The sequence below is a fragment of the Sphingobium subterraneum genome (assembly GCF_014199435.1).
GTDB classification, from domain to species: domain Bacteria; phylum Pseudomonadota; class Alphaproteobacteria; order Sphingomonadales; family Sphingomonadaceae; genus Sphingobium; species Sphingobium subterraneum.
Genome location: NZ_JACIJP010000006.1, coordinates 213,082 through 221,270 on the forward strand (window position 1 = coordinate 213,082; position 8,189 = coordinate 221,270).

At 61.6% G+C, this 8,189-nt stretch carries 12 protein-coding genes; 1 reads left to right on the plus strand and 11 read right to left on the minus strand.

Annotated features, from left to right (window positions below):
• Positions 1-164 precede the first annotated feature (164 nt).
• Genes rlxS through FHS92_RS15700 form a run of 5 tightly spaced genes read right to left on the minus strand, consistent with a single transcriptional unit; the run spans position 165 to position 3,868 of the window.
• Positions 165-2,156 carry a relaxase/mobilization nuclease RlxS gene (rlxS, locus tag FHS92_RS15680; RefSeq protein WP_184081680.1) on the minus strand — a complete coding sequence of 664 codons (1,992 nt, stop codon included), beginning with the start codon at positions 2,154-2,156 and terminating at the stop codon, positions 165-167.
• Positions 2,153-2,452: a hypothetical protein gene (locus FHS92_RS15685; protein WP_184081681.1), complete on the minus strand. Its 300-nt coding sequence runs from the start codon at positions 2,450-2,452 to the stop codon at positions 2,153-2,155. The genes rlxS and FHS92_RS15685 overlap by 4 nt, the downstream gene beginning before the upstream one ends.
• Positions 2,449-3,048 carry a lytic transglycosylase domain-containing protein gene (locus FHS92_RS15690; protein WP_246352043.1) on the minus strand — a complete coding sequence of 200 codons (600 nt, stop codon included), beginning with the start codon at positions 3,046-3,048 and terminating at the stop codon, positions 2,449-2,451. Before FHS92_RS15690 ends, FHS92_RS15685 begins: the two co-directional genes overlap by 4 nt.
• A gap of 8 nt (positions 3,049-3,056) precedes the next feature.
• On the minus strand, positions 3,057-3,638 hold the full coding sequence (locus tag FHS92_RS15695; protein ID WP_184081683.1) for a S26 family signal peptidase: 582 nt from the start codon (positions 3,636-3,638) through the stop codon (positions 3,057-3,059).
• Entirely contained in the window at positions 3,635-3,868 is a 234-nt protein-coding gene (locus FHS92_RS15700) for a helix-turn-helix domain-containing protein (protein ID WP_184081684.1), read from the minus strand. The genes FHS92_RS15695 and FHS92_RS15700 overlap by 4 nt, the downstream gene beginning before the upstream one ends.
• Positions 3,869-4,066: 198 nt before the next feature.
• Here FHS92_RS15700 and FHS92_RS15705 point away from each other — a divergent pair, with 198 nt between their 5' ends.
• Positions 4,067-4,279, plus strand: coding sequence for a hypothetical protein (locus FHS92_RS15705; RefSeq protein ID WP_184081685.1), 213 nt, complete (start codon positions 4,067-4,069; stop codon positions 4,277-4,279).
• Between the two features lie 49 nt (positions 4,280-4,328).
• Here the strand turns inward: FHS92_RS15705 and FHS92_RS15710 are convergent, their stop codons facing one another.
• From FHS92_RS15710 to FHS92_RS15735, 6 genes are all read right to left on the minus strand, one after another.
• Positions 4,329-4,829: a hypothetical protein gene (locus FHS92_RS15710; RefSeq protein ID WP_184081686.1), complete on the minus strand. Its 501-nt coding sequence runs from the start codon at positions 4,827-4,829 to the stop codon at positions 4,329-4,331.
• A complete protein-coding gene (locus FHS92_RS15715; protein WP_184081687.1) occupies positions 4,822-5,289 on the minus strand; it encodes a hypothetical protein in 468 nt (155 codons plus the stop codon). The genes FHS92_RS15710 and FHS92_RS15715 overlap by 8 nt, the downstream gene beginning before the upstream one ends.
• A 37-nt stretch (positions 5,290-5,326) precedes the next feature.
• Positions 5,327-5,515: a hypothetical protein gene (locus tag FHS92_RS15720; RefSeq protein WP_184081688.1), complete on the minus strand. Its 189-nt coding sequence runs from the start codon at positions 5,513-5,515 to the stop codon at positions 5,327-5,329.
• A gap of 62 nt (positions 5,516-5,577) precedes the next feature.
• On the minus strand, positions 5,578-7,338 hold the full coding sequence (locus tag FHS92_RS15725; RefSeq protein WP_184081689.1) for a ParB/RepB/Spo0J family partition protein: 1,761 nt from the start codon (positions 7,336-7,338) through the stop codon (positions 5,578-5,580).
• A 120-nt stretch (positions 7,339-7,458) separates the two neighbouring features.
• Positions 7,459-7,881 carry a DUF2958 domain-containing protein gene (locus FHS92_RS15730; protein WP_184081690.1) on the minus strand — a complete coding sequence of 141 codons (423 nt, stop codon included), beginning with the start codon at positions 7,879-7,881 and terminating at the stop codon, positions 7,459-7,461.
• Positions 7,878-8,189, minus strand: a 312-nt coding sequence (locus tag FHS92_RS15735; protein WP_246352044.1) for a zincin-like metallopeptidase domain-containing protein, incomplete at its 5' end; no start/stop codon positions are given. The genes FHS92_RS15730 and FHS92_RS15735, both read right to left, overlap by 4 nt.

Genomic DNA, 8,189 nt, shown 5'->3' on the forward strand with positions numbered 1-8,189 from the left:
AAGACGCTGATACACCCATCTGAACACCTTATTTCAGGCGCTAAGCCGGCGAAAACCTGCTTCCGAACCTACAGCGGCTTACCCCGATCACGCTCCCATAACCGGATCGCCCGCAATCGCGGTCATTTGATATGTCCGAGCCAGCTTATCAGTGCAGTGCCCGCTCAAAGACTCGGACCACCCCGTCCACGTCCAAACGTCCAGCTTATGCCGTCACTCCGCATGATGCCGGATAGGGGCCGTCCGATATGACGTTCGAGTGCTGGCCGCCAAGGCACCAGCGTGAACTCGCGGGATTTTTCGACCAGCGCATACCCCCCGCCGAGCGTTTCCACCTGTCGCCGCAACGCCCCTTCGATTCGTTCCCCCGCCTTGGTCTCGACAAACGCCAGCCCCAGCTCGTTGGACAGATGGTCGGCGACGCGCAGCAACTCTCGCCGTCGCAACACTGCAAGGGCATCAGCGCGAAGCCGGATACCCGCATTCTGCTCCTCAGCCAGCCCCTGTTCGACCAGCCATTGACGGCGCAGGGTTTCGGCCTGCCGTACCTCGCGCCCAAATCCTGCATCGCGGACCGACGCCGTTTCCTCGCCGGCAATCCGCTGGTCAAGCCAGGTCGCCGCATCGGCCATGCCGAGCTTCTCGATCGGCACCGGCGAGAGGGTCTCGATCGTCACCGGCCGGGTACGTAACAGCCTTGCCTCATAGGCGTCTACCCGCGTCAAATGATCGGGTGCGATGTCCCAGCTTCCGTCGGGCAAGCGTTCGACGCCGCTGGTCAGACGCCGGATTGCTTCCAATCGGCGCACATGTGTTTCGGCAAAGGCCTCGCTCGCTGACGGATCATGGCGCAGATGGATATCGACCGAATAGCGCCCGCCATTTGCGACAGCGATATCGGCGACGGTGCGATCGACTGCGCGCACACCGCCGCGCGCAGGTGCAATCCGGACGATCGCGCCCTCAGGTGTCGGCCCGATTTCCTCTCCCCCTTCGACCCCACTCAGGACCGGCGTACCGATATCGACATAATGGCTGCGCCCATCGACACCATCGACCAGCAGATAATGACGGTCCTTGAGTTCATCGGCGAGTCCACGCCCGATCACGCGTCCGATGATGGGTGCGGCGTCGGTATCTGCCGCATCGAAAATATGCTGTTCGACACCAGCGCGATTGCGGGCGGCCATGGCCCGCTGCATAGTACGGATAATATCGCCACGTTCGCCCATGTGGCGCAGTGTTTCCTCGATCCCTTCGGCAAGCTGCCAGCGGCCACCGCCGACCGGCTCTGCCAATCCCATTGCTTCAAGCTTGCGCAGGCGCCCCATGCGGAGCGATTGTTGGAAAGGATCGCGCATCGACTGGCCGATCTCGCGGATTTCATCCATGTCGCGGACCATGCGCCGATCAATCGGCGTCAGCCGCTCGGCGTCCATGTCGTGTCGAAGCCGCTCCTCAATCTCGAGGGTGGTACGCGGTCCCAGATCGAGCGTCACCAGCTCGGCCGCACGCTCGCGCAGTCCATGGCTCAAATATTCACGCGCGATGACGAGATTGTCACCGCGATCATCGCGGCCGCGCAGGATGATATGGGTATGGGGAAAGCCGGTGTTGAAATGATCGACCGCCACCCAATCGAGTTTCGTGCCCAGATCCTGCTCCATCTGCGTCATCAACCGGCGCGTGAATGGTTTGAGGTCGGCATAGTGATCGCCATCCTCGGCTGAAACGATGAAACGGAACTGGTGACGGTCCTCGCCAGCGCGTTCGATAAAGGCTCGGCCATCAGCATCATCCGATGTCGCGGAATAGAGCTGGCCGGAGCCGCCTTCGCGAGTGACGCCATCGCGCTGGATATAGCGCAAATGGGTTCGCGCGGCGGAAAGCCTTGCGGCACCCAGACGAACCAGCTTCGCCTTCACCACCGCGCGCCGTCCGCGCAATCCGGTCAGGCGGTCGCGCCCGGACAACACCCGCCCAATACTCGCGCCACGTCCGATCCGGCTGCCGTCGAACCGCACGGCGCGCTTGGCCGTCGTGATGCCCGCGCGCGCTGCGCCACCGACCACCGCACCCAAATATGTGCGGCTTCTGGCCTGCCCCCGCGCGCGCGGTTTACCAAGCCGGGGTGTGAACTCGTCCTCATCGCTCATGGCTTGCGGCCTGACTGGACGGCATAACTATGCCCACAGCATTTGCCTCCGGTCATGGCGCAAGTGCCTCCTGAAAAAAGGATGTGCAGACAGGCGATTAGCAGTGCCCCGGAGGCACTGCCTTTATCTTGCAAACGCTCCTTCCGACGATGTTTCCCAGGTTTCCGCTCGAAAACCCGCAAGATTTCAGCAATTTCATGCTGCCATTCCGCGCCATAATTCCGCTGCCAGATGGTCTTCTGAAAGCCTTGCCATAGCGATTTTGGCGGCAGGAAAATGCTCGCATTCGTCGTCATAAACCCGGCCTGCGGATCGCGAACAAGGTATCCCGCGAAACTGGGAACGAGGGAGATTGTGGCAATTCGCCAAGGTCGCGGCGCAGCGCAAAGAGCAATTCGCGCGGGGTGCTGGCTATGGCTAGCGCCGCCGTTTGGGTCTTGCCTGTGATGCCTGAAATATAGGCAATCGTCTCGCCGGGAAGGCGCGATTTACCGGCGAGATAGTCGGCATATCGCGCGGGGCCAGCATTATAGGCGGCCAACAAACCAGGATAGCCGAAGCGATCTGCCATCAGCCGGAGATAGGCGGCGCCCGCGATGATATTGTCGTGCGGGTCGTCGGGATTGCTCCCAAGAAAGTATTTGTCCCGCATCGCCGCCCATGTTGCGGGCATCAATTGCATCAGACCTATCGCTCCTGCGCGCGAGCGGATCGGTTGCCCATTGAGCCATGTGCGCCCGCCGCTTTCAGCGCGCATGACCCGCACAATCCAGTCTGCCGGAACACCGAACCTTGCCGATGCTTCTGCAATAAGGGGCATCCATTGCGCACTCGGATCGGTCCTTGCATGGGCTGTTGCGGGGACAGCGATGGCGATAAGGGCAAGCGCCATCCTTCCTCTTAGCGCGCCCATATCAACCTCGCGGTGCCGATGATGTCGGCGCTCCGGCTGATCCCGAAATAGCGTCCGTCGAACGAATTGGGGACAGCGAGCGACAACAGGAACAGCTCATTCTGCTGTAACACATGGCAACCCGACCATGACGGCAAAGGGCGGTGCATAGAGTCGAACGCTTGGACAATCGCGACGGGCTTTCCGTCAACGGTGATGACACCGTGAAGCGCACAGACGCGATCACCCGGAACCGCTCCGACATGTTTCACCAGCGGCACATTGAGAGGAATATAGCGCCGCGATGCCGCCATCCGGCGATATTTGATCGGCAAGTGCGCGATCACCATTTCGCCGCGCCGGGGGATATTTCCGGGGCTAACAGCATATAATCCGATGGGCGCACTGGCGCTGGCATTCAACACCAGACGCGGTGCAGGATGGAAGAAAGCCAAGCCGATGACAGCCCCGATCAGTAACGCAACCGCGACGATTTTACGACGCAATCTGTGGCGTGCGATTTTGCGGCGGCGCAGCTCCTCGCCCCATGCGATCAGCGGCAGATCGCTGCCCGCGCCCCTGCGGCTCATGCGTCGGCTCCCGTTGCAGGGCGGTCGGCACGGGCACGTGACCATGCGAGAAGATCGTCAATATGATAGAGAACCATGCGCGCGTGGCGGCGCACCTCTGGCCCTTCGCCCTTGACGCGCAGACGCTGAAGCGTCCGCGGCGACATGTGCAGGAAATGGGCGGCCTGTTGCGCGTTAAGATAGGGGCTGCCACGCCGCGCAGCGCTGGCGCGGTCGGTATCATCATCCATATATGTGTGCTCCGGCAGGCGGCGAAAGGCCGCATCTGACGCCGGAACATGCCCTGCCGTCCGGTTCTGGCAGAGGCTCGAAGATCGCCCCCCTCGTTTTCGTGCCCCCTCGCCACATTTTTGCAGCTTTTGGCAGCACCGAGCGCGCTTACGCTGAACCGCGCACTCCGTTAAGATGGCATGGGCGGGGGCTTTTGCATGGTGATTCTGGTAAATATCAGACGATTGGTCGAGCGGCTGAAACCCGCGCCAATCTGCGATGCGTGCGTAGCCGAACGCCTCGAAATCGGGGTGTCAGACACACTCCGTGCCGGGATCGGCGAACTCGCTGGCGAGCGCGATTATCAGCGCGAACGGAGCCGTTGCAGTCTGTGCGACACGGAAGGCATGGCGATCCGAAAGATCAGATAGGATCAAGCGCCGCCGGGGATCGAACCCCGGCGGCGTAGAAAAATGGGTTTCAGAGGATACCGTCAAGTGCGCGGGACAGCGCCTCCCCGGTGGATTCGAACGCGATACGATCAGCAAAGACCGCGCACCATCCACCGCCTATCTCCCCGATCCGGGGCTTGGAACAGGTCATCGCCCATTCGAACCCGACAGGTGCGATGCGTAGCGTTTGCTGGCAACAGCGCTGGATGAGCATGGCGATAGCGCCCGGATCGAAATCATCCATGCTGGAAAAACATATGACGCAATTTTCCGGCTCATCAGGCAAGCCAGCGCTGGAAAAGTCTGCCCCGACGCAGGGAAATTCCGGGTCGGCAAAGGCAGCGCGAAAGCCGCTCCATAGATCGCCGGGATCGGTCGGCGGGAACACCGCCAGCAAGTCCGGGCCGGGCGGCTCATTCCCTAGCGCCGCGCACATATCATGCGCGGCATCGACGGCTTGCACCAGCAGAGCCGCCTCGGCGGCGCTGCACCGAAAAGCGAAGCTGCCTTGAATCCATGTGTCAGCCATGCGCCGTCTCCTCCATTTGCGCGACGATCACCAGCGCGGGAATGGCAAAATCCGCCGCATCGAAATGCGCGAAAATCGCCTCGATGCTATCCAATCGTTCGGCAGTGCTGCGGTCGATCAGGATCGTATCGTCCTCATCAGCGGCAAAGGATAAAGGCTCGCCGTTACCGCTGAACACCACGCGCTGCGCGCCCCATTGCCCATGATACGCCCCAGACCAGCGCGCGAAAGGCAGACCCTGTTCAATGCAGAAGACTTCGAGTTCGCTGAAATGCCCCCACGCCACTTCGTGCGCCATGAGCGCGAGCGGTTCGTTCGGGACAAGCTGATCGGCGGCGAAGGGTTCGCCGTCCCATTGTGTGGAAAGCCCCTCATTTTCGATGGCTGCGAGCAGGTCGGGGAGCAGGGTGGCGGACAGAGTGCCGCCGATGGTGATGGATGCGGAAACGCGATCCGCCATGATAAATTCCTTTCCAATTTTGAGAATAATGCAGGCGCTACCGGATCGGCACGGATCGCCAGACCACGCGGCATTCGGTGATCCGGGAGGGCTTATCGAGCAGGGCCGCCCTCGCGCGCGCCGTGGCAAAGCTGCGATAGGTGCCGTAATGCGACCAGTATGTGCCGCGCCGCGAGAGTTGTGGATATTGCTGTTCCAGCAGGAAGCTCGGACGATCGGGAATCATATCGCGCTTCTGTCAAAAAATGGGGATGGCGGTATCCGCCATCCCCCCGGTTTCATGCTGCTTCATGCCGCCAGCGGTTGCAGTTCTGCGTCGGATTCGGTCGCGGCAAGCGCCGCCGCGACCAGCGCCGCCTTGTCCACCGTGCCGACGCCGCCGCGCATGGTGTAGGCGTCGGGCGGGAAGGTCATCCATCTGGGCACCCATCCCTCCACCTTAATGCGGCCATCGGCCCCGGCCAGATGATTGCGGATGATCGCTTTCAAGGTCTTTGACTTTTCTTGTTGATTGGCGCTTGCCACGGTCTGGCCTGCCACTTCGGCAACGATGGTGGTCAAAACCTCGCGGTCGCGGATCAGATCAAAGAAGGCATCATCGGCCTGCCAGTAGCGGGCCATATCGATACCAATCTCCTGCCCTACCGCTTCCACGGCGGCGCTGCCGCTCGCCAGACTTTCGCCCATGACAATGGCGATGATAGCCATCACCGCTTCATCGGGAAGTCCCAGCAGCTTGAGGAACAGACCTACCAGCCCATAGGCATCGCCATTGCCGCCGGTAACGGTCGGTTCTTCGGCCGAAAAGTCCAGCAGCGCCAAAACCTCGCGCCGCTTGGTATCGAATTCCGCTTCGCCCCGGCAGATTTCGACGCTCTCGCGGATAGCGTCATTGCGCGTGGTTTGCGGTTCGGGCCGGACGGTCCACAAAGGCGAACCGACGATGGCATGGGCCACCATCAGACGCAGCGCAATGCCGGGGTGGCCGGTCATCGCTGCGCGCACGGCGGCATGACGATGCAGGTCAAGATAGGTTTGGCACGTGCCGGTAATTTCGGGCCGGGGCGCTTTGCGTCCTGTGTCGAGCGCCTCGCCCTTGTCGAGGCGGCGCGCCTCCTTCCCCGTCACATAGCCCTCATGGAAGGTCACTTCGCCATTGGCGCGCACGTCGACATAGACCCGCCCGCCCTTGCGCTTGGGCGCCTTTTGATATTCCCATGTCGAGAAATGCTCAGTGGGACCAACCACCACCACATCGGGCCAGCCAGCTTCGAGATACTCTTCACGGCGTGCTGCAATAGCGGCGTTCTGCGCGGTCCAAAAGGCATCGCTATCGGCAAAATAGCGATCCTCGCCGAACAGATCGGCAACGATACCCGCTATACCAGCCGTATCGAACAGCGCATATCTGACCGGGATCGACTGTCCGCCGAGCAACCACGCCTTTACCTGATGGCCGGTCGGAACATAGGCGTCGGGGTCGTCATAAAGAGCCAGCCACGCGCGTTGCTGGCTCTTGCTCGCCATCGTCAGATGGCGGACGGTGGCGGCATCGATTTCCTCATCGCGGTAGAGGGTGCGGATACGCGGCATCAAATTGCCCAGCGCAAGGATGCGTTTCACGGCAATTTCGGGAAGGCCGAAGGTCGTGGAAATATCCTCCATGCCGCGCCCTTGCCTCACCAGCCGGGTGAACGTTTCCCAACGGGTCACCTCGTCGGCATCGAGCCGCGCGATATTTTCGATCAGCGATGCCTCTATGGCGTCGGCATCGTCGCTCTCGTCGAGAATAGCGCAGGGCATCGGTTTCACCTCTTGGCCCTCCGCGCGCCGTTCGTCGGCGACCTGACAAGCGGCGGTGAAACGCCGCGCACCGGCGACAATCTCGAAAGTTTCCGGGCTGCCATTCTGGCGCACCAGCACCGGCACGATGACGCCGCGCTTACGCACGGTCGGCAGGATGTCGGACACGTCCGGGGCTTTTTTGGCATAACGCATATTGGCTTTGCTGACACTGAGCTTGCCAAGGTCGATAAAGTCGAGTTTCATGGGCTTAGCCTTTCTTGAGGTGCCGGTCCGTGTTTCTTGATCGCGATACGGATCGGCTTTTTATCGGCGGGAAACGCCCGCCCGCGTTACCCGGCCCCGCGATGGAGGCACGGAACTGGTTCATTCGTACCGATGCGGCATGTTGCTTTGGGTGCTTTCCCGCTTGGCCCTGCGGGCCTCACAGGCCCGCGCCGCCGCGATCAGCGCGTGTTGGTTCTCGGTGATCTGGCCAGCGATGCGCGCGGCCTCGGCATAGATGGTCAGGTCGAAGCAAGCGCTGAAATGCAAATCCCGCTCGATGCGTAGGCCATAGGGAAGCCGCACACTGGCGATTTCTGAAAGGCTCGCATACCCCATTTCCGGGCTGCCAAAGCCCAGATCGGCAAGGCCGAACAATGTATCGCCATCCTCATCCAGTTCGCTGAAGAGCCATGTTGCCGCGCCGCAAGGGTTGAACAGTTTAAGGACGGGCGCGTGATCGGGACCACGATCCCGCCCATTCGCCAGCAACTTTGCGCGAAGGTCATCCGGTAGCAGGATCATGCTGCGATCCTCCCAACTTCGTCCATCGCGGCGGCCCGCGCCTCGGTATGGCGGGTGAGCAGCCAGTCGGCGGCTTTGCTGGCGGCGCTCGCCGCGCGGAATATCGCCCGATTATCCTCGCGCAGCACTTCAAGCCAACTGCCCAGATAATCCGCATGGCGCACGGTCGGCACAATGCCCAGCGCAGCGCAGAGGAAGGCCGAACCCATTTCAGCGACATATCCTGACAGTCCAGCCCCAATCCGGGGTTCGAGGAAGAAAACCATCGGCTGCCTCCAGCACTGCCCAAAAACCGCATCGGCCTCCCC